This window comes from Streptococcus constellatus, assembly GCF_902167705.1.
GTDB classification, from domain to species: Bacteria; Bacillota; Bacilli; order Lactobacillales; family Streptococcaceae; genus Streptococcus; species Streptococcus constellatus_A.
The window spans coordinates 115,366-134,710 of sequence record NZ_CABHMZ010000007.1 but is presented as its reverse complement, the minus strand read 5'-3'; the positions used below and the strand labels follow the sequence as shown (position 1 = coordinate 134,710).

At 38.6% G+C, this 19,345-nt stretch carries 16 protein-coding genes and 1 pseudogene; 1 reads left to right on the top strand and 16 read right to left on the bottom strand.

Going from position 1 to position 19,345, the window contains the following annotated elements; genetic code table 11:
• Positions 1 to 30: 30 nt before the first annotated feature.
• The 11 genes and pseudogenes from FQ204_RS02520 to pcrA form a co-directional block, all read right to left on the bottom strand.
• Positions 31 to 1,335, bottom strand: coding sequence for an RsmF rRNA methyltransferase first C-terminal domain-containing protein (locus FQ204_RS02520; protein WP_144208221.1), 1,305 nt, complete (start codon positions 1,333 to 1,335; stop codon positions 31 to 33).
• Entirely contained in the window at positions 1,336 to 2,109 is a 774-nt protein-coding gene (locus FQ204_RS02515; protein ID WP_144208217.1) for an inositol monophosphatase family protein, read from the bottom strand. It lies immediately after the preceding gene.
• Positions 2,093 to 2,377: a UPF0223 family protein gene (locus FQ204_RS02510; RefSeq protein ID WP_144208213.1), complete on the bottom strand. Its 285-nt coding sequence runs from the start codon at positions 2,375 to 2,377 to the stop codon at positions 2,093 to 2,095. The genes FQ204_RS02515 and FQ204_RS02510 overlap by 17 nt, the downstream gene beginning before the upstream one ends.
• 1 nt (position 2,378) lies before the next feature.
• Positions 2,379 to 2,780, bottom strand: coding sequence for a Spx/MgsR family RNA polymerase-binding regulatory protein (locus tag FQ204_RS02505; RefSeq protein WP_021001807.1), 402 nt, complete (start codon positions 2,778 to 2,780; stop codon positions 2,379 to 2,381).
• 121 nt (positions 2,781 to 2,901) lie between these two features.
• On the bottom strand, positions 2,902 to 3,834 hold the full coding sequence (locus FQ204_RS02500) for a bifunctional riboflavin kinase/FAD synthetase (protein WP_144208210.1): 933 nt from the start codon (positions 3,832 to 3,834) through the stop codon (positions 2,902 to 2,904).
• A 25-nt stretch (positions 3,835 to 3,859) separates the two neighbouring features.
• Positions 3,860 to 4,738: a tRNA pseudouridine(55) synthase TruB gene (gene truB / locus FQ204_RS02495; protein ID WP_144208207.1), complete on the bottom strand. Its 879-nt coding sequence runs from the start codon at positions 4,736 to 4,738 to the stop codon at positions 3,860 to 3,862.
• 206 nt (positions 4,739 to 4,944) lie between these two features.
• Positions 4,945 to 6,219 (bottom strand): DUF2130 domain-containing protein, encoded by a 1,275-nt coding sequence (locus FQ204_RS02490; RefSeq protein WP_144208204.1) that lies wholly within the window; start codon positions 6,217 to 6,219, stop codon positions 4,945 to 4,947.
• Between the two features lie 125 nt (positions 6,220 to 6,344).
• Positions 6,345 to 8,084 (bottom strand): annotated as a pseudogene (locus tag FQ204_RS02485) (ABC transporter ATP-binding protein).
• Entirely contained in the window at positions 8,077 to 9,846 is a 1,770-nt protein-coding gene (locus FQ204_RS02480) for an ABC transporter ATP-binding protein (RefSeq protein ID WP_144208201.1), read from the bottom strand. Before FQ204_RS02480 ends, FQ204_RS02485 begins: the two are co-directional and overlap by 8 nt.
• A gap of 656 nt (positions 9,847 to 10,502) precedes the next feature.
• Positions 10,503 to 10,901, bottom strand: a complete 399-nt coding sequence (locus FQ204_RS02475) for an NUDIX hydrolase (RefSeq protein ID WP_144208198.1) — start codon at positions 10,899 to 10,901, stop codon at positions 10,503 to 10,505.
• A 28-nt stretch (positions 10,902 to 10,929) separates the two neighbouring features.
• A complete protein-coding gene (pcrA, locus tag FQ204_RS02470; RefSeq protein ID WP_144208195.1) occupies positions 10,930 to 13,212 on the bottom strand; it encodes a DNA helicase PcrA in 2,283 nt (760 codons plus the stop codon).
• Between the two features lie 152 nt (positions 13,213 to 13,364).
• Here pcrA and FQ204_RS02465 point away from each other — a divergent pair, with 152 nt between their 5' ends.
• The gene (locus FQ204_RS02465) at positions 13,365 to 14,570 is read left to right on the top strand and encodes a cation diffusion facilitator family transporter (RefSeq protein ID WP_144208192.1); all 1,206 of its coding nucleotides are present in this window, start codon (positions 13,365 to 13,367) and stop codon (positions 14,568 to 14,570) included.
• Between the two features lie 261 nt (positions 14,571 to 14,831).
• Here FQ204_RS02465 and FQ204_RS02460 read toward each other — a convergent pair whose 3' ends face one another.
• From FQ204_RS02460 to pyk, 5 genes are all read right to left on the bottom strand, one after another.
• On the bottom strand, positions 14,832 to 15,665 hold the full coding sequence (locus tag FQ204_RS02460) for an amino acid ABC transporter substrate-binding protein (RefSeq protein ID WP_144208189.1): 834 nt from the start codon (positions 15,663 to 15,665) through the stop codon (positions 14,832 to 14,834).
• A 9-nt stretch (positions 15,666 to 15,674) separates the two neighbouring features.
• A complete protein-coding gene (locus FQ204_RS02455; protein WP_144208186.1) occupies positions 15,675 to 16,304 on the bottom strand; it encodes an amino acid ABC transporter ATP-binding protein in 630 nt (209 codons plus the stop codon).
• A 9-nt stretch (positions 16,305 to 16,313) separates the two neighbouring features.
• Positions 16,314 to 16,955 carry an amino acid ABC transporter permease gene (locus FQ204_RS02450; RefSeq protein ID WP_144208183.1) on the bottom strand — a complete coding sequence of 214 codons (642 nt, stop codon included), beginning with the start codon at positions 16,953 to 16,955 and terminating at the stop codon, positions 16,314 to 16,316.
• A gap of 143 nt (positions 16,956 to 17,098) precedes the next feature.
• The gene (gene lepB, locus FQ204_RS02445; protein ID WP_144208180.1) at positions 17,099 to 17,656 is read right to left on the bottom strand and encodes a signal peptidase I; all 558 of its coding nucleotides are present in this window, start codon (positions 17,654 to 17,656) and stop codon (positions 17,099 to 17,101) included.
• Positions 17,657 to 17,810: 154 nt separating this feature from the next.
• Complete coding sequence (gene pyk / locus FQ204_RS02440; protein WP_144208177.1) at positions 17,811 to 19,313, bottom strand: pyruvate kinase; 1,503 nt, start codon at positions 19,311 to 19,313, stop codon at positions 17,811 to 17,813.
• Positions 19,314 to 19,345: the final 32 nt, after the last annotated feature.

Here is a 19,345-nt window from a genome sequence, read left to right as displayed (position 1 = left end):
AACATATATCGTGGGTTTTGGAAAGATTTTTTATTGAAATCTGAGGCCTTTTGGAAAATAATTTTTCAAGATATTTCCAGTTACCTTTGCAAATCCTAAACCATTGCCTTGAACGACTAGCTGATACCAGCCATTTACAAGGTTTTGAGGCAGATTTACCGTCTCGCCAGCAACGTATTTTTTAAATTGCTCTTCATCAATTTCAATGACTTGCTTCACTTCACTTGGTTTTAAAGCAAGTCCCAAAGCAAAACTTGGTTCAAATCGTTTTTTCTTATAGACTCCCAGATGTAGACCGTTTCTAGCAATTTTTAATTTCGACATATCTGGCAGACCTAGTGGCAATAGATATAAATGCTCTCCAAAAGTCTGTAACTCTCCAGTTAGCTCTATGGCAAGATGTTCTCTTTGAAACTCTTGCCACAACATCTTCTGCTCAGGTGTCAGATAGCTCTTCTTTGCCTTTAATTTTTTAGCTGACTGCTCACCACAAAAACGAAATTTTGCAACAAATTGTCCTTCCCCCTTGAAATGGTGAGGATACATGCGTGCAGTTTCCGAAAAGTGAATACCAGCCACCATACCATTGATTTTTGGAATTTCAACTAATTCAAGCGGATAGTTTTCTAGTAGCCAGTCAACGATTTCCTCGTTTTCCTCTGGTGCCCAAGTACAAGTGGAATAAATCAGTTCACCATTCGTCGCCAACATTTTTATCGTATCTTCTAATATCTCACGCTGAAGCTGTGCACACTGAGCTGGATAAGATTCACTCCAATACTCCATTGCTTCTGGCTGTTTTCTAAACATTCCTTCGCCAGAACAAGGTGCGTCTAAGACAATCAAGTCAAAATAACCTTGAAAGACTTGACTTAATCTGTCCGCTGACTCATTCGTCACCACAACATTTCTCGCTCCAAAACGCTCAATATTTTCTACTAAAACCTTAGAACGTTTTGGATTGATTTCATTGGAAACAAGAATACCTGTATTATTCAAGTATGACAATAAATGAGTGGATTTCCCACCCGGCGCTGCAGCTAAATCAAGAACTTTCATATTCTGCTGCAGTGCTGCAACTTGAGCGACCATTTGCGCAGCAGGTTCTTGTGAATAGACTAATCCCGTGACATGCTCTATTGATTTTCCAGAAACTTTGCCATAATAACCCCAATTCGTGTCAGGGATAGAATTTGGAAAAGTTTTTTGCTGTTCTTTTAATGGATTGACCCGAAAAGCGGAAACTGGCTCCTCATCAAAAGTTAGAAAAAAAGAGGGAACTTCCTCTCCCAAAAGATTGTTGTACTTTTCTTTAAATCCTTTTGGAAAATTCATTTAATCCTCTCGCTTTCGATATATGTATGTTTTAATTTCATCTAATTTCATAGTTGGAATCATCATAATCCCCTGATGACTTTCAAAATCAGGCTGTTCACCATCAAATGTCAAAGTCGTGTATCCCAACTTATCTCCCATAATGGAAGCAGCAGCATAATCCCAAGGCCAAATATAGGAAATATAGGTCAACAGTTGACCCGACAAAACCTTACTAAAGCTGATTGCAGCACTTCCGTACACTCGAACACCTAAGGTTTCTTTCGCCAAATCAGCAATTCCCCAATCATTGCGCTCAAAAATCCCAGCATTTGAAGCTATTAAAAATTGATTTAAAGGGCGATCTTGGTAAGGAGGCAGTTTCTGCTCATTGCAATAGACATCAAATTGACCACCACCGTGGTACAACTTATCCTCTATCACATCATAAATAATACCAAATTGACCAATTCCATTTTCAAAATAAGCCAATACAACAGCAAAATCAGCTTTTTGCGCTACAAAATTATTCGTGCCGTCAATGGGATCGATAACCCAAACATTGCCATCCGAAATAGAATGACGCAAGCCATTTTCCTCAGCTAAAATGTGATCCGCAGGATAAGCCTCCAAAATCCAGGTTACTAAATTATCCTGAACTTCTTTGTCCATCTGAGTTACCAAATCAGTCGGACTGGACTTGGTTTCGATTTCTAATTGATCATCCAAATGCTCTTTGATATAAGAAGCCGCATTCAGTACAATTTGCTTGGCAAAATTAAATTTCTTTTCCAAGAGAAAACATTCCTTTCTCCTTTTGTTTTGCAGCTTGAACGGCTCGATATAAAGAATAGCCACTCGCTGCTTCAAATTCACGTCCGATACGCTTTTCTTCAGCTTTGCTTGGAACAATTTTTTTGAATAGTTGATAAGAAGCCAATATCTTTTCGGCTGCAATTTTCACTTCATAAGCCTGCTCAACATCATTCAAAAAAGAAAGCACTGAAGCAAGCTCTTCAGTGCTCCACGACATGTCTAGTGGGTAACGATAGTTTTTATTCATATTATTCAATCTCAGCTCTTAGAGTTGCGTCGCGCAATTCCTGTTTTCGATATCCGCGAGGCAAAAACGCACGGATTTCATCTTCGTTAAATCCAATTTGCATTCGCTTGTCTTCCAGAATAATCGGGCGACGTAAAAGACTTGGATTTTCCTCAATTAGACGAAGCAATTCGGAAATTGATAAACTTTCAACATCTAAATTTAATTTTTGAAAAATTTTTGAACGAGTTGAAATAATGTCATCTGTTCCATTCTCCGTCAGAGAAAGGATATGTTGCAATTCTGGTGCAGACAGTGGGCTCGTCATGATATTGTGCTCCTCAAAAGGAACTTCATGATTGGATAGCCATGCACGCGCCTTGCGACAACTTGTACAACTCGGTGATAAAAATAGTGTAACCATGCATTTCTCTTCTTATTATTTGTAACTGTTATCATTATACTAAATTTTATGTAAGATTACTAGGTATTTTTACAAATTTTCTCCTATTTTTTTAGGAAAAATAAGAAGCTTAATACATGATTTAGTGGTTTTCATTTTCAGGAGTCCAATATCTTGCGATTTCCTCATCTGCTTGCAATTGTTTGACTAGTTCGTCCACATGATCGAATTTTACCATATCTCGGATTTTATCCAACCAAAAAATACGAATAGTATCACCGTAAATATCTTGTGAAAAATCAAAAATATTAGCTTCAAAACGAAGTTCATCACCTTCAAAAGTGACATTTTTTCCAACGCTAGCCATTCCGCGATATATCTGTCCGTCGTGCTCTACATCAACCACATAGACTCCATCTGCTGGTAAAATAACCCGATCCAAGGGAGCAAGATTTGCTGTTGGATAGCCAATCGTCCGCCCTCTTGCATTGCCATGAACGACAATTCCGCGGGTGGATAGCGAATAACCCAGCAATTGATTACTCTCTGCGACATCTCCTGCTAGTACCGTTTCTCGAATGCGAGTTGAACTTATTTTTGCTCCGTTGAAATTTACAGAAGGAACTACGATAACTTGCCCTTCAAACAGCTTTTCCAAATCTTCTGCACTGCGTCGATCAGAACCAAAATGATAATCAAATCCTGCAATGACTGCTTCTGCTTTCAAACGCGAGATGTATTTTGTGAAAAATTGTTCAGCCGTATTACGAGCAAATTGACTAGTGAAATCAATCAAATATAAATAATCTACCCCAAGATTTTCTAATTGTTGCAAGCGATCTGCTGGGCTTGTCAAATGAAGCATCAATGAAGGTTGATAACGTACAAAGGCTAATTTGGGAGATTCTGGAAAAGTCAGCACTGCAATCTTCAAATGCTTCTCTGCTGCAATCTTTCTCGCTTCAGCAAACAAAGCTTGATGTCCTTTATGCAGTCCGTCAAAATACCCTAGCACTAATACTGTGTGTTCAATTTGCTGAATGTCTTTTTCATTTTTAATTCTAATCGTTTTCATCATTTATCTATTTTATCACAAAATTTTAAAGAAATACTTTTCTAGGTTTATATTCTTTGTCACGCTTTTCTAGAATAGCAAGCAATTTCCCTTGAAAAAATCCAGCTACTTGAGTTTCATTTAAATTTACATCAATAAATCGACCAAATCGTACGTCCTCTGCCTGATCTTGCGTAAGGTCTATCTTGAGCAGATCCCCTATGCCCAATTCAATCGGCTGCAAGAATGAAAAATCTCCTTTGTTCACCTTCTCGTCAATTTCTGCTAAAGTCAAAGCTTCTTTCAAATCCATGCCAGCCGCAGCAGTTCGAGTCAGTTGAGACATATGGGAAGCATATCCTAATTTCGCTCCTAAATCAACTGCCAACGTTCGCACATAAGTCCCCTTGCTGCATTTAACCCGAAAGGGAAAACGTGCCAAGTCGCCTTCATGGACAACAGCCCCTGTCCGTTCAAAGTCATAAATTGTCACTTGACGCTTCGGTCGCTCTACTATCTCCCCAGCTCGAGCATACTCATAAAGTTTGCGTCCATTGACCTTGACAGCCGAGTACATAGGGGGCACTTGAGTCTGCTCGCCAACCATACTGGCAATGACTTGATCTACTACGTTTTCATCCAATATTTCCGTCACAGGGCTGAAAGCAATCTGCTCCCCACTAGCATCCTCTGTCGTTGTTGAAAAGCCTAGAGTGGCCTCTCCTTCATAGATTTTACCTTCATCCTGCATAAATTCTACCAATCGCGTGGCCTTTCCGACTGCAATGGGCAGAACACCTACCACATCTGGGTCCAAAGTACCTCCGTGACCAATTTTTTTGGTTCCTAAAATTTTACGCAGTTTAAACACCGCATCATGTGAGGTCATTCCTGCTTCCTTTTTTAAATTGATAATTCCGTCCATTTGATTCCTTTATTCTGCTAAAAATCATATCAGCAATTGATTACATTCTTTATTTCTTTCAGTCCCACAAGAGCCATAATGAAGCTGTATCCAAACATCTAGTCAGACTCGAAGCAGTCGTCGAACCCACCCCTTCAGATAAAGGTTAGAGGTGGCAAGGCAAGTGCATCTTTCAAAATTGCTTGTCGCATCTGCATAGTGTCCTACTAGTCGTTCTTCAACGCTTCAAACTTAGCCTTCATGGTTGGATTTTTGCGGGTTAGTTTTTTGACGGACACGTCATCAAGTTTGTTGTTGGCGAGGCGCAGTTGATTGTCTGATGTCTGAAGTGCCTGTTTGACTGCTTCCATTCGCTTAATAGCTTTGTCAATTTCTTCAATTGCCTTATTAAAATTCTTAGAAGCTGAGTTATAGTTCTTTGCAAACGCTACTTTAAAGGTTTCTAAATCGTCTTCAAAGTGAGTAATGTCAATATTTTGCTCCCGAACCAGAGCCAGCTCCTGCTTGTATTTCAGAGAATTGAGCGCAGCATTGCGTAAAAGTCCAATGAGCTGGATAAAAAATTGAGGACGAACCACATACATTTTTTCATACTCATGACTGACATCGACAATGCCAGTGTTGAAATAGTCGTTATCTGCTTCCAGCATGCTTACCAAAACAGCATACTCGCATTTCTTTTCCCTGCGGTCCTTGTCCAATTCTTTGTAAAAATCAGCATTTTTATGCTTCTTCTCAGTACCGTCCGCTTCATTTTTCATCTCAAACATAATAGAAATGATTTCTACTCCGTTTTCATCTTCCTCACGAAAAATGAAATCCCCTTTAGACCCTCGCGCAGAAACCTGATTATCCTTCTCAAAGTAAGCATTTGGAAAGGCAAAACTGCGAACTTTGTTAAATTCGCTTTCAGCGTAATGCTCTAAACTCTCTCCAATCGCTTTAGTAGACTGTTGTGCTTTAAAGTTCTTGTAAAATTCTACTTGCTCATTAACCGCCTTTAGCTGAGCTTCGTAATTTTGTTTAACAGATGCAAGGGACAATTCATTTTCTTTCTCTTGCAACAAAAGCTGGGTTTGTATTTGGTCGCGTTCTTTTTCAATATTTGTCAACGAAGCCTGCAGCTCATTTTGGTGTTCCAGCTTCATACGATCCAGCTGCGACTGCAAGCCCAGCAACTCCTTATCTTTATTGATGAGTTTTTCAGACAGAGCCTGCTCCGTATCCTTTTTGATCAGCTCCTTTTGTGATTCAAAATTGGAAATAGTCGCCTTGAGTTCCTGGATTTCAGACTCTTTCTGACTTAAGACCTGCTGTTGCTCATTCTGTGCTTTTTGTTTTTCTAAAGCTAATGCCTGCTCAATTCGAGCATGGATTTCCTTGTCAAATTCTGTCGTCCGTACCTGAGCCAAGAGCTCGCTGTACTGACTTTCGTTGACTGTAAAGACTTCCCCGCAGTTGGGACATTTGATTTCGTTCATGGATACCTCTTCATTGATCGTTCTCTATAACATCTTATTATACCATTTCTTATGGTTATTTTAAATCAACAGCTTAAATATAAAAAGACCGTTGGCACATGAACAACAATCTTTTTGTTTGTAAATTAAGCCTGTATTCGCCAGCTGGCAGCACTGCGTCTTTCCTGAATAAATCTGCTGTACAAGCCTTGTTTGGCAAGTAGTTCTTGGTGCTTCCCTTGCTCAACAATGCGTCCTTGATCAAGAACAATAATTTGATCGGCACGCTCTACCGTTTTTAGTCGATGAGCAATCATAATAATAGTCTTATCCTTTGTCAAAGAATGAATAGCCTGCATGAGTGCTTCTTCATTTTCAGGGTCGACATTAGCTGTTGCTTCGTCCAAAATGATAATTGGAGCGTCCTTGATAATGGCACGAGCAATGGAAATCCGCTGCCGTTCCCCACCAGAGAGACTGGCTCCGCCTTCACCAATCTTGGTCTGATATCCCTCTGGCAAAGACAGGATAAAGTCATGACAAGCAGCTTTTTTCGCAGCAGCGACAACCTCTTCATGACCAGCGTCTGGATTTCCAAACTTAATGTTATTTTCAATGGTATCTTCAAACAAATAGACCGTTTGAAAAACAAAACTAAAATTACGAATAAGGCTGTCATAACTGTATTCTTTCACATCATGACCGTCTAAACTGATACTGCCACTCTCTATATCCCAGAAACGAGCAATGAGATTGCAAAGAGTTGTCTTTCCAGAACCAGAAGGTCCCACCAAAGCTGTCGTCGTCTTTTCTGGAATATCCAACGATACATCATCAATAATTTTCTTACTCTCATAGGAAAAATTGACATGATTCAGCTTGATATTGCTGGTTTTTGGCTGCAAATCTTTTCCGCTAATATCCATTGGTTTAATCGACAAAACTTTATTGACCATATCAACTGACAAATCAACAATTCGAAGAAGAGAAGAAAAGCTACCAACTCCATCAAGACTTTCATAAATCATAAAAGCACTGATGAGCATCATGATACAAATCAAAAGATTCATACTGCCTTTTAGGTAAAAGTAAATAGAGAACGCTCCCATAACCGTTCCAGTCAGCTTGGTAATTATCCCTTGCAGGGCGATATAAGGCGAGGTAACCCAAGTCAGCTTTGTATCCAAGCGCCTTTTATCATCAATAGCACGCGATAGTTTTTTAGCCGATGATTGAACAATATTATAGTTCTTTACTTCCGCAATCCCTTGACTGTATTCTAGCACAACTGCTACCAAATCTGTGTCAGCCTGCTGCTTAGCTTCTGATACATTTCCAGCTTGCCAACGCATCAATCAATTTGGCAAGAGAAACAATATCAATCCTGCCAACAAGATTAAACCAATTCTCCAATCGTAGATAAATACAAAAACCGTAATAGTTCCTGCTGTTAGAAATCCTTCCAACGTCATCATGACAACCCGAGTAGCAACATCCGCTAGACTTTCAAGTGTATTAGTTGTGACGCTGGTAATTTGTCCCAGACTATTTTGATTAAAATACCCCATTGGCAGGTAGCGCATGTGTTCAGCAATTTCAATCCGCTTATGGGTACAAGTATGATAACCTGCTTCTGTCTGCAACATTGTAACTTTCAGGCTAATCAAAATATTAAGAATAACAGATAAGAGCATCATTCCAAGAGAGAGCCCTACAGTCTGCATAGAAACATCATTGTTAATGATAGCCATAACAACCAACCCAATAGCTGGAATCCGAAAAGCAACAATAAAGGCTTTTAGAACCCCTAAACAAACAGAAGTATAGAATTTTTTACGATCTTCTTCCGTACAAAAATCAAAGAATTTTTTCAATGTACTAAGCATCTGCAAATCCTCCTTCCGTCATTTTATCGCTATCTTTTACTGCTATATGAGCTTGCCACATAGAAGCATAAAGCGGACAAGTCTTCTGCAAATCTGCATGTTTTCCTTTTGCCTCAATACGTCCGTCATTAACTACGACAATCTGATCTGCACTTGCAATCGTTGAAAGACGGTGAGCAATGACCAGAAGCGTACGACCTTCTATCAAACGAGCTAAACTAGACTGAATGAGAGCTTCATTTTCAGGATCGGTATAAGCCGTTGCCTCATCCAAAATAATGACTGGTGCGTTTTTCAGCATAGCTCGTGCAATTGTAATCCGTTGCCGTTCTCCACCAGATAAATGATTACCACCAGTTCCAACACGGGTCTCAAAACCATTTTCTAAATTACTAATAAAATCATAGCAACCGCACTTGCGAGCAATGTCAATCACTTCTTCATCCGAAGCAGCGGAATTACCCATACGGATATTTTCCATAATCGTTTCATCAAAAAGGTAATTATCCTGTGTGACGTAGGCAATCTGACGACTGTAATAATCAAGAGGTAGGTTTTGAATGTCCACGCCCCCAAAGGTAATATTACCAGAACTAACATCCCAGAAAGAAGCTAGGAGCTTAGCAATCGTAGATTTTCCTGAGCCAGAAGGACCGACAAGAGCAGTCACTGTATCAGGCTCAATCGTTAAGGAAATACTATGCAACACTTCTTCCTCATCCGAATAACCAAAGCTAACATCTGTCATTCGCAGTTCTGTTCCTTTTGGAATTTCTGTTAATTCTGTCGGACGAGGCAAATCAGGTTTTTCCAAAATAGCAATCACTTCACCAAAAATCGTCGCAATTTTCCGTAGATCATCCATATAGGAAGCCACTAAAATTAAAGGTGTCAAAAGACTAAGAGACAGAATGATTAGTAGAATAAAGTTGCTGGCTGTTAGACTCCCTTGCAGGTAAAAGAAGGTTCCAAAAGGAAGCAAGAAGAGCAAACCAGACGGCAAGAAAGCTGTAACAATGCCCATTTCTACTACGCATTTACGCATCCATTCAATAAAACAATCAACTCCTTCTTTAGCAGCTATGACAAATTTATCATAAGAAAATTTCTCTTTTCCAAAAACTTTGATGACTTCAATTCCATTGATGTATTCTACTGCTGTATCGTTGAGCTTTTTCGTTTTCTCAACCGTATTTTCAAAATCACCTTTGCTCTTGCGCAGCATATTACCATAAGCTAAGATAACAATCGGGATTGTCAGAAGCGAAAGCAAGGTTAGGCGCCAATCAATCACTAACATGGCAATTAAGATAATAAAGGGACCACATAGTCCAGATGTAAACTCAGGAATTAAATGCGCCAAGGTTACTTCTGTGGCATCCACCCGTTCAACAATGATATTTTTGTAAGTACCAGAAGATTGATTCAAGACCACTCCAAGGGGCAATTTGGCCAATTTCTCTGTCAGACGATAGCGCATTTCTGCCAAAATCTTAAAAGTTGCAGTGTGAGATAAGAGCGTCGAAATCCCATGAAAAACCCAATGCGCAATCCATGCCAGTCCTATCCAAATGGACTGAAGGACATAAAAGTTCCAATCTCGATTGCCTTGTAAAAGCTGATTGATCATATTTCCTACAAAAAAATAAGGCAAAAATCCACACAAAACAGATAAAAAAGCAAATATGAGACTGATGATAAAATAAAATTTATGAAGAGACACAAACTCCAGTATCCAAGATACAACCGACTTTTTCTTCATACAAATCCCTTCTTTCTCTTAAAATCCTAATATGGGACTCCCAGTCAAACAATTTCATGATATACCGAGAGTATTTTATAGCAGTTTCTTCCGACCAATCCTCAGCTAAAATCTGCTAAAGTGTATAATCAGCATACAGAGCCTCATCAAGAAACTGCTTTTCTACTAAAAACTAATCCCAGCACACTTACAAATCGGACGAAGCGAAACATCTTGATAACTTTACTTAAAACTGGGATTAGTATTTCCACAAGTAAATCAGCTTTTTATTTTATCATAAAAAATCCCTTTTTCAGGATAATGGAGCCAGCGCATTTTCTATCTATTATTATAAATTCTGACAATTCTAATGTCAAGCAAAAATAAAAAAGGAGTCAGACAAGCTACAATCGCTTCACAAGAAGATTTGTCTCACTCTTTTATTTATTTTATATCATTAAAAGTTCACAATTTGCTATGAACAAACTCGCCTATTCATCAAATTTAACCTTTCTGTCAGCTTTTATATCTTCGCGCCATACTTTCAATCATTTCTATGATTTACAGGCGGACTTCTGCCGGCTCCTTCGCTGTAACATTATCTCTTTCTAAAAGGACATACAATATTCTAAATAATCTACTTTCTGCCACAAACTGCTTCCTTTCACTGCTGTTAGCTATCTCAACTTTTCGACCACCTTTTGAAAAGTCTCTTGATTGCTCTGCCAGTATAATATATCAGGCACATTTTTAACTTCTGTCCACATAAAATCAATATGTTCATCAGAAATATGAATATCTTTTTGATTCGTTTCCACAAGAAAAAGTGTTTTAAAAATAGTCAAGTCTTCATCAATAACAACTGTATGATGACCAATTTTCAAAAGCTTTGTTAGCTCGATTTCCAGTCCAGTCTCTTCAAAAATCTCACGAATACAAGCTACTTCAGGACTTTCATCACTTTCAATGCCACCAGTAATCGGTTGCCAGAAAGAAAGTTGTCCAGTTTTAACTTTTAAGAGCAAAATTTCCTTAGTAATCGGGGCATAAATCCAGGCTTCAATGGAATATTTCATCGCAGTAGTCCCTTTTAAAATTTAGATTTCACTTCTTCTCAATTGGTGCAACACTTGCCAACAGTTTCTTTAATCCAACCTCTGGAAAATTGATTTTCAATTCTTGGCTACTACCGCTGCCTGACACTTCCAATACCGTTCCATCTCCCCATTTTTTATGGTGAGCAATGTCGCCGATAGCCCAATCAATAGTCGGCTGATTAGCAGCTACATTCTTACCAAATGGCAACTGGCTAGAGGAAGTGCTGCTCGGTGCAGCTTGCCGCTTGCGTTCCTGCAATGCTTGAGCGAGACTCATTCCTTGACCAAACTGAACAGTTTTACCATTCACATAGGAAGCTTTAAAGGATATATTAGCAGGTCGAGCCAAGCCTTGATAATCTAGCAAGTCTGAACTAATTTCATTGAGAAAACGAGTTGGACGATTGTAGTTGGTTTTTCCGTATAGCAGGCGCGAGTTGGCATTGGTTAGGAACAAGACTTTTTCAGCACGAGTAATTCCGACATAAGCTAATCGACGCTCTTCCTCTAGCTCGTCTTCGTCATCAGCCGCGCGACTAAGTGGGAAGACATTTTCTTCCATACCGATAATGAAAACCACTGGAAATTCTAACCCCTTGGCAGCATGCAGCGTCATAAGTGTCACTTCAGAGCTTTCCTGGTCACCATCATCTGTATCTGCAATCAAAGCCAAATCATTGAAGAAACGGCTAAGTCTGTCTAAACCAGTCTCCTCAGTATCATTTTCTGGATTTTCATCAAAATTCTTAGTAACAGAAAGGAATTCTTCGATATTTTCAATTCGAGCCTGACTTTCCAGCGTAGCTTGAGCTGCTAATTGCTGGGTGTAACCAGTCTTTTCAAGCACAAGCTCGACCAGTTCTGTCACGGTCAACTCGTCCAATCGTTCGCGCAGATTCAAAATAAGATTGGCAAAGTCAAAAACAGCCTGAGCAGCTTTCCCCTTAACAGGTGAGAGCATAATCTGCGAAGAAGCATCTAAAAGAGACATCTCTTGACCAGCTGCAAAATTACGAATTTTCTCCACTGTACCCGGTCCAACTCCCCGCTTGGGCTCATTGACAACGCGTTCAAAACTGATGTTGTCGCTAGTATTAGCGATGAGATTGAGATAGCTGATAACATCTCGAATTTCCTTGCGGCTATAAAACTTAGTCCCCCCCACCATAGTGTAAGGAATATTAGCTTTTAGGAGAGATTCTTCAATATTCCGAGATTGGGCGTTGGTTCGGTAAAGAACAGCAAAATCCCGATAGACATAGTCAGATGTGCTAGATAGTTCATCAATGGTTTTAGCTACAAAGAGAGCTTCGTCTTGCTCATCATTAGCCCGATAATAAACAATATCTTCACCGTCAGCATTTTGTGTCCAGAGAGTCTTTGGACGGCGGTTGCGGTTGTTTTTGATAACATCATTAGCAGCTTGCAGAATGGTCTTGGTTGAGCGGTAATTTTCCTCCAGAAGAACAACTTTAGCTTCAGGATAATCCTTTTCAAAGTCCAAGATATTTTGCATATCAGCACCTCGCCAGCCATAGATAGACTGATCTGCATCACCAACCACACAGATATTTTTAAAGCGTGAAGCTAACAGTTTGACCAGTTGGTACTGAGCGTGGTTGGTATCTTGATACTCGTCCACATGGATATATTGATAGCGCTGCTGGTAATAAGTCAACACATCTGGATTTTTATCAAAAAGGCGCAAGGTCAGCATGATTAAATCATCAAAGTCCATCGCTTCTGACTGACGGAGCTCTTTTTGGTACATTTCATAGCACTTCGCTACAATTTCTGTATACATGTCTCCTGCTAAAGCTGCATAGGCCACTTCATCAATCAAATCATTTTTCGCATTGGAAATCGTGCCTAAAATAGCTCGTTCATTCCACTTTTTAGGATCTAAATTGAGCGTTTTGAGAATACGCTTCATCAGAGTCCGTTGCTCACTAGGATCGATAATCGTAAAATTGCGGTTATAGCCGATATGGTCAGCTTCCCTACGCAAAATTCGCACACACATCGAGTGAAAAGTCGCAATCAAGCAATCCTCTGTTGCTGGATTGAGAGTATAAGCACGCTCTTTCATCTCACGAGCTGCTTTATTGGTAAAAGTAATCGCCAAGATATTCCAAGGATTGACTAACTTTTCATCAATCAAATAGGCAATACGGTGAGTTAAAACACGTGTTTTCCCAGACCCAGCTCCTGCCATAATCAGCAAAGGCCCTTCCGTTGTTTGAACCGCCTCCGCCTGACGGTCATTCATACCAGTTAATAAGGGATTCATCTTTTTTCCTCTTTCAAAGTCAATGATTCTATTATAACAAAAATCACTCATAAGCTAAACTAGAAAAGAAAATCTTTGCTTTATTTCTTCCCCATAAAAGTTTGAAAAATCACTTAAAAAGCGTTATAATAAACATTCTGAAAGGAAAACGCATGAATAATAATCCAGCAAAGAATCTTAAACTCGCAGAGCGCGGTGCTATTTTAGCTATTGTCACCTACATTGTCTTATCTATCACTAAAATCATTGCCGGGTCTGTCTTACAATCCTCTAGTTTGACAGCCGACGGTTTTAACAATGTTTCGGATATTGTTGCTAATATTGCCGTTTTGATAGGACTTCGTATGGCACGCAAGCCAGCTGACACGGACCACAAATTTGGTCACTGGAAAATTGAAGACTTGGCTAGTCTTGTCACCTCTCTTATCATGTTTTTTGTCGGATTTGATGTTTTGATTGATACTATTCAAAAAATTATTTCTCGCCAAGAAACGACCATTGATCCTTTAGGCGCTATCGTCGGGATTATTTCCGCCTTAGTCATGACAGGGGTGTATTTTTACAATAAAGCTTTAGCAAAAAAAGCACAGTCTAAAGCACTTGATGCTGCTGCCAAAGACAATTTATCTGATGCTATCACTTCGCTTGGTACAACGATTGCAATCATCGCAAGTGCCTTCAATTTCCCGATTGTGGATAAACTGGTTGCCATCATTATCACCTTTTTCATCCTTAAAACGGCTTACGAAATTTTCATGGAATCTTCTTTTAGTTTATCAGACGGCTTTGATGAAAATCTTTTAAAAGAATACAAAGAAGCCATTTTAGAAATTCCTAAGATTTCCCGTGTCAAATCTCAAAGAGGGCGGACTTACGGCAGCAATATCTATCTTGATCTCATTTTAGAAATGAATCCTGACTTGTCTGTCTATGAAAGCCACGAAATTGCCGATCAGGTTGAAAATACGCTCAAAGAACGATTTGGTGTCTTTGATATTGACATTCACATTGAGCCAGCCCCTATCCCTGAAGATGAAATATTGGACAATGTTTATCGAAAGCTATTTATGAGAGAGCAATTGGTTGAGCAGGGTAGTCAATTAGAGGACTTGCTAGCGCCTGAATTTGTGTACATTTCCCAAAACGGCTGCCAAATGAACAAAGAAGAATTTCAAATCGAAAAAGGAAAGCAATCTCCTATCAAAAATTTCCAATTAACTTCTATCAGTCAAAAAACCAAACTAATTTGCTACGAAGAAGACGGGATTATTCATACTAGCCTTTGGCGTCGTCACGAAACGTGGCAAAATATTTTCCACCAAGAAACACGAAAAAACGAGAGCAAACAACAGTCGTAATGCCATAGAAACCGACTTTCTTATCTCGCTCCCACAAGGCTAATAAGGAGTTTTGCTATAAAAAATAAGGCTGAGATAAAAATATTCTCAGCCTATAATTTTTAGGAATTTATCAGTAAAGCAAACTAATTTGGCCCTCATTTCTCACAATCAATAAATCATCAAACCCAAAGCCCTCACTAAGATGATACTCCTAGCGAAAACTTTGGGTTTTGTCTTTACTTCTTCTGCGGGTGATTGGTGCAACAATCAGATGTTCTCTCATTTTTTGACTTCATCTGTCGCAATATCCTCACCAAACCATTTGTTTGCTATTTTTTGAAATTGACCTGTTTGATATAATTTTTTGAATGCTTGGTTTATGTTTTCAACGAGCTGCTTATCCGTTTTTCTAGCACCAACCGCAAATGATTCGCTATCAAATCCGGCTGGGAAAACATAATAATCCGGCAAAATCCCCTCTTCTTTTAAATAATAATTAGCATAAACTCGGTCAATCAACAATCCATCAATCCGACTATTTTGCAAATCAATCAACGCCTCTGTAAAACTTTGATATTGAGCAGCTTTGTGATTTTTAACCAGATTCTTCAAAAGCTCCGGATGAGCTTCAAACTCATCGTAACCCGAAGAACCTGTCTGAGCGCCAAGAATTTTATCCTTCATGTCAGCTGTTTTTGCAATGTTAGATGACTTTTTAGCAACTAATACCTGTTCATTTTTCATATAAGGAATGGTGAACTGTACTTTCTTCCGCCGCTCATCGGTTGCAGAATAGCCGTTCCAGATGAGGTCAATCGTTCCATTTGTGAGTTCTGTTTCTTTCATGTCCCAATCAATCGGCTGCCAAATGATTTTTATTCCGTATTCTTTAAATACAGCATTTGCCAAATCAATATCAAAACCAACATATTGACCATTTTTTTGCTCAAATCCCATAGGAACAAATGTATTGTCAAACCCAATGGTAATGCTCTTTTTTTGTTGGTATTTTGACCAATTATCTACTTTAGGATTGCTAACATTACTACAAGCTGTAAGGAGCAAAAAAGAAATCAAACCACAGATCGCAAGAACGTAACGTTTTATCTTCATATTCTCCTCCTATTTAGGTTGCACTTTGAGAATCGTATCTGCAATATTTTCTGCAAACTGCAAATCATGGGTCACTACAATTTGCGTCATTCCTAGTTCACGATTCTGAAGAATCAACTTTTCAACTTCAAGACGCAATTCCGGATCCAATGCGGAAGTTGGCTCATCATAACCGATAATTTCTGGGTCAATCATCATCGCACGAGCTAAAGCTACACGCTGTTTTTGACCACCTGATAAAGAATAAGGATACGCTTTTGCATATTCTGCTAGTCCCAATCGTGTCAACAAGCCAATTGCTTTCTTTTCTGCGTCCTCTTTTGTAAAATTTTTTGTTTTAATGGGTGATAACGTTAAATTCTCAAGAACCGTTAAATGTGGAAATAGCTGAAAATCTTGAAACACAAATCCCAATAAATTACGTTTTTCAAGTTCATCTAAGGGAAGCTCTTCGCCATTGTAAATAATGTCACCTGAATCAATTGTTTCTAAGCCAGCTAACATCCGCAGTAATGTCGTTTTCCCGCCGCCAGACGGTCCTACAATGGCAAGAATTTGCTTTTCTGGCACCTTTAAATTCAAGTCGGAAATAATTTGCTTTTCGCCAAACCGTTTGCTAATATTCTTTAATTCTAACATAAGCGCCTCCTACTTATAGTAACTATATCTCTTTTCAACTTGCTTCGATACAATCGTCACAAGACCAATCAAGATAAGGTAAATAGCCCCCGCTATAAACATCGGTGCTAAACTCGCATCACGATTAGCTGCAGTCCGACTAGCCAAGATTAAGTCGGAAACACCAAGCGCATAAACAAGAGACGTGTCTTTTACCAACGTCATCACTTCATTAAAGACACTCGGAAGCACCACCTTGATAACTTGAGGTAAAATAACAAACCGTATCGTTTGAAATGGTGTAAACTTCAAAACCTTAGCTGCCTCATATTGTCCTGCTGGAATGGATAAAATCCCACCACGGAAAATTTCGGCGAAATAAGCAGCATAATTTAACGTAAATGCTATGATAGCCGCCGGAAGCCGATCCAAACGCACACCAATGCTTGGTAAAACATAATAAATAAAAATCAGTTGTAGCAAGAGAGGTGTACCGCGCATAATCCAAATATAAATATTTATAAGCCAATGAAGTAGCTTAAAGTGGATTTGCATTAAAAAGGAAATCATAATTCCAAGTGGTATGGATAAAACTAAGACTAAAACAAATACTTGCAAAGTCACCAATGCGCCATTCAATAAGCTTGGCAAAACTTCAAAAATATAGTTCATGCGTACACCTCCTAAATAAATATTTATCATTATATCAAAAATTTTTATATTTTCAACATCTTTTTGCAAATATATCCATAAAAATTTAATAATTATCGCAAAAACTTCCTTTTCTAAAGAATAAAAAAACAAAATAGTAGAAACTATTTTGTTTTTATAAATCCAAATTGATTAAGTGGAAGCACTCTAAACGAGATAACTCCCTTGATTTGTTTCTCAGCAATTAAACCGAACTTCCGACTATCTTCCGTATTTTGCCGATTATCATTTAGAATCAAATATGACTGCGTGGGAATTTTATTTGTATTTGATTTGGTCAACGTCTGGATAGTAAAATCATGAGTAAAATAGCCAGTATTATTAGCTTTTGCTAAGTATTTTTCCTTATCTTTTGTTAAATAATCTTCTGACTTGATTTTATTATTCAAATAAAGTACATCATCCATATAGACGACAGAATCATTTCCTAAACCAATGACACGTCCAACATACTCTTTTCCGTCTGCCTCGTACAATACAAAGTCATCTCTTTTAATTTTTTCATTTTTATTGGCAACAACAACATCTTTATCTTGCAAAAAATGATTTGCGTCTTTTGCAGTAATGCTATATGGTGTAAAAATAAAAATTCGCAGACAAACGATAGTTACCACAATGATAGATAAAAAAATGACATTCCTAATTAAATCTCTCTTTACCATTCTCTCTCCTCTTCTTTTATTATTATATCATGTTTTCAGAAAATAAACAAAGGCGGAAAAAGTAAATGGCTATTCCTATTTTCATCTGCAACTAAAAAAACCTATCAATCAAGCTACAAAACATTGATTGATAAGCTTCTTTTAGTAATACATATTAACGTACTGTGCGAATACGCATAGTGTTTGTTCCACCAGTTCCAACTGGTACACCAGCTACAATCACAATGTTGTCGCCAGATTCCACAAGACCGCTTTCAAGAGCAACTTTTTCAGCAACTTCAAACATATCATCAGTTGATGCAGGTTTTTCAGTTACAACTGGAATAACACCCCAGTTCAACATCAATGAACGTTGTGTTAATTCATCAAATGTAATTGCCAAGATGTCAGCATCTGGACGATATTTAGAAATCAAACGAGCTGTATTTCCTGATTCAGTCATTGTTACAACCAATTTGATGTCCATTGAGTTTGTAGCGTCTTTAACAGCTGAAGCCACAACTTCTGTCTTAGAACTACGAGCATAGTCAACTGATGACAAACGTCCATATTCATTCAATAGAGTTTGAGCGTTTTTATCAATTGTAGCCATGGCTGTTACAGATTCAAGTGGGTATTTACCATTTGCAGATTCAGCTGAAAGCATTGTCGCATCTGTTCCGTCAATAACAGCGTTAAATACGTCTGATACTTCTGAACGAGTCGCACGTGGTTTTTCAGTCATTGTTTCAAGCATGTTAGTTGCTGTAATCGCAATTTTACCAGCTGCATTGACTTTTGTGATAATCATTTTTTGGTAAACTGGAACCATTTCAAATGGTACTTCAATACCCATGTCACCACGAGCAATCATGATACCATCAGCTACTTCAAGGATTTCATCCAAGTTTTCGATACCTTGTTGGTTTTCGATTTTAGCGAACAATTTCACATGTCCATTACCAGTTTCTTCACAGATTGCACGAACTTCGTTAACGTCTTTTGCAGTACGTACGAATGAAATAGCGATAAAGTTGATTCCTTGTTCTAGACCAAAACGAATATCGTCATTGTCGCGTTCAGCAAGTGCTGGGAAAGGAATCTTTGTATTTGGAATATTAACACCTTTTTGTTTAGCGATAATACCGTCGTTTTCAACTTCTACTTCAAATTCACGTGTAGCAGGATCTTTTGCAATAACGCGAAGACCAAGTTTACCATCATCGACAAGAATTTGTTTTCCAACTTCAACATCGTCATAGATATCAAGTGCGCCTGCGACGTTCAAAGCAATCACTTCGCGAGTTGATTTGATACCTTGTTTAGTTGCAACACGGATTTTTTCACCCGTTTTGTAAGAATATTCTTTAGCATCGTCTTCAAATAATTCTGTACGAATTTCAGGACCTTTTGTGTCTAGAAGATAACCAACTTTTTGACCAGCGATTTCTTCTGCACGATGAACAGTAGCCATACGATCACCTTGCTCTGCATGGTCACCATGTGAGAAGTTGAAACGGAAAGTGTTAGCTCCAGCTTCGATCAATTTAGCGATATTTTGCGCTGATGCTTCAACATCAAGCTTTTCGCTCCAATATCCGTCTTCACCGAATCTTTTACCACCACGGATTTCTACCGCAGGACCTAAAGTTGCAACGATTTTTACACGTTTATTCATGATATATGAAAACTCCTTTTTATTTAAATGGT

Excerpts from the sequence above, each read along its gene's own strand:
- FQ204_RS02520 (WP_144208221.1), bottom strand. The coding sequence starts at position 1,335 with ATGAATTTTCCAAAAGGATTTAAAGAAAAGTACAACAATCTTTTGGGA.
- FQ204_RS02510 (WP_144208213.1), bottom strand. The coding sequence starts at position 2,377 with ATGAATAAAAACTATCGTTACCCACTAGACATGTCGTGGAGCACTGAA.
- FQ204_RS02505 (WP_021001807.1), bottom strand. The coding sequence starts at position 2,780 with ATGGTTACACTATTTTTATCACCGAGTTGTACAAGTTGTCGCAAGGCG.
- FQ204_RS02500 (WP_144208210.1), bottom strand. The coding sequence starts at position 3,834 with ATGAAAACGATTAGAATTAAAAATGAAAAAGACATTCAGCAAATTGAA.
- truB (WP_144208207.1), bottom strand. The coding sequence starts at position 4,738 with ATGGACGGAATTATCAATTTAAAAAAGGAAGCAGGAATGACCTCACAT.
- FQ204_RS02490 (WP_144208204.1), bottom strand. The coding sequence starts at position 6,219 with ATGAACGAAATCAAATGTCCCAACTGCGGGGAAGTCTTTACAGTCAAC.
- FQ204_RS02480 (WP_144208201.1), bottom strand. The coding sequence starts at position 9,846 with ATGAAGAAAAAGTCGGTTGTATCTTGGATACTGGAGTTTGTGTCTCTT.
- FQ204_RS02475 (WP_144208198.1), bottom strand. The coding sequence starts at position 10,901 with ATGAAATATTCCATTGAAGCCTGGATTTATGCCCCGATTACTAAGGAA.
- pcrA (WP_144208195.1), bottom strand. The coding sequence starts at position 13,212 with ATGAATCCCTTATTAACTGGTATGAATGACCGTCAGGCGGAGGCGGTT.
- FQ204_RS02465 (WP_144208192.1), top strand. The coding sequence starts at position 13,365 with ATGAATAATAATCCAGCAAAGAATCTTAAACTCGCAGAGCGCGGTGCT.
- FQ204_RS02460 (WP_144208189.1), bottom strand. The coding sequence starts at position 15,665 with ATGAAGATAAAACGTTACGTTCTTGCGATCTGTGGTTTGATTTCTTTT.
- FQ204_RS02455 (WP_144208186.1), bottom strand. The coding sequence starts at position 16,304 with ATGTTAGAATTAAAGAATATTAGCAAACGGTTTGGCGAAAAGCAAATT.
- FQ204_RS02450 (WP_144208183.1), bottom strand. The coding sequence starts at position 16,955 with ATGAACTATATTTTTGAAGTTTTGCCAAGCTTATTGAATGGCGCATTG.
- lepB (WP_144208180.1), bottom strand. The coding sequence starts at position 17,656 with ATGGTAAAGAGAGATTTAATTAGGAATGTCATTTTTTTATCTATCATT.
- pyk (WP_144208177.1), bottom strand. The coding sequence starts at position 19,313 with ATGAATAAACGTGTAAAAATCGTTGCAACTTTAGGTCCTGCGGTAGAA.